This is a genomic window from Lysinibacillus sp. 54212 (assembly GCF_036662795.1).
Taxonomy (GTDB): domain Bacteria; phylum Bacillota; class Bacilli; order Bacillales_A; family Planococcaceae; genus Lysinibacillus_B.
Genome location: NZ_JBAFWZ010000063.1, coordinates 1 through 1,726 on the forward strand (window position 1 = coordinate 1; position 1,726 = coordinate 1,726).

The 1,726-nt window shown below is 38.8% G+C and carries 1 protein-coding gene; it reads left to right on the forward strand.

The genetic code is table 11. The features are described from left to right. Positions 1–64: 64 nt before the first annotated feature. Positions 65–1,342 (forward strand): IS110 family transposase, encoded by a 1,278-nt coding sequence (locus V4T18_RS18225; RefSeq protein ID WP_332651870.1) that lies wholly within the window; start codon positions 65–67, stop codon positions 1,340–1,342. Positions 1,343–1,726: the final 384 nt, after the last annotated feature.

Genomic DNA, 1,726 nt, shown 5'->3' on the forward strand with positions numbered 1-1,726 from the left:
CCTTTAGTATGATGCTTGAGTGTCAATGGCCATTGTCTCAATGCATCTACGAAAGGACTTTCTTATGAATTTTAATACGAACCATAAAATTAATCAAGTAACTGAAAATACACTCGTTATTGGTATTGATATCGCCAAGCACAAGCACTACGCTTGCGCAATTGATGAACGAGGCCGTGTACTTCAAAAATCTTTTCCTTTCTCGCAATCAAGAGAAGGATTTGATGTATTTTACGAAAAACTACTAACTCTACGTACTACACACGGTAAAACTGAACTATTGGTCGGTTTTGAGCCGACTGGTCACTATTGGATGAATCTCGCTGCCTTTTTATCGGCTCATGGGATTCCGTTTATTATGGTCAATCCACTACATGTGAAAAAATCGCAAGAAATGGATGATAATCTTCAAACGAAGAACGATCAAAAAGATGCACTCGTCATCGCTCGTTTAATGCGTGATGGACGATTTAGTTATCCACGTATTCTAGAAGGCGTGGAAGCTGAATTACGAAATGGTGCTACATTACGTTCAAAGATACAAGAAGATTTGAATGCTTTACAAAATCGTATTCTTCGATGGTTAGATCGCTTCTTCCCGGAATTCACTTCTGTATTTAAGAATTTTGGTAAGATGGCGTATGCAGTTCTTGAAAAAACACCCCTGCCAGTAGATATCCAGGGGAAATCGCCGGAAGAATTATTATTTTTATATCGCCAAGTAGAGGGCTTGAAATCACCTCAGCTACCAAAGGCGAAGCAGTTAGTCGAAGTGGCTCAACAATCCATTGGGCTGACAGAAGGACTTGTGATGGCACGAATAGAAATTGCCACACTACTTCAACAGTATCACTTAATGCAAAGGCAACTTAACAAACTAACAGAACAATTACTTGAATTAGCGAAACAAATGACTGACTATGTTTATTTAGCTTCTGTACCTGGTATTGGCGATGTGACAATTGTCGAGCTACTTTCAGAAGTCGGTTCTCTCACGCAATATGAGCATCCACGCCAATTAATCAAACTAGCGGGACTCACATTGCGAGAAAACTCATCTGGAAAACACATAGGACAGAAACGCATTTCTAAGCGAGGAAGAAGAAAACTAAGGTCTCTTTTATTCCGTGTCATGATACCGTTAATTCGTCATAATGATGCTTTTAAACAATTACATGAATATTACACTACACGCACTGTGAATCCCCTTCGTAAGAAGCAATCGATTGTCGTGTTGTGCGGAAAGCTACTCAAGATATTACACGCTTTATGTAAAAAGAAAATACGGTTTGATGAGCAACACATGATGAAAGACCTTTATTGTCTCGTAGAGGCAGCCTAAGCAATACCTAAACTCGATCTACAACAGAAGGATGACACGGAGAAGCCGGCAATAATTTGACACAAAAGACCATGAGTCCCTAAATAAGCATCGCCAGCCTCTGCCTTATGAATAGACCGAACGAAGGAATGTATGCGCTAGACGCCAAGAGACATGGGAGGGTACGTCATCATAAGCATTGCAGAGATCCATTGTGCATCACATAGTGGAACACAAAAGTTAGTTACTACCAATTAACTTTAGCGAAGCGTATCCTTGAATTGTTAATAGTTACTAAAATTAGATAAAGCTGATAGATTTATCTGGTATATTTATCTTAAAAAAATTTTTTCGAACTAATAAAAACAGGTCAAACCCTTGATATATCAATATTTATAGAGGGAG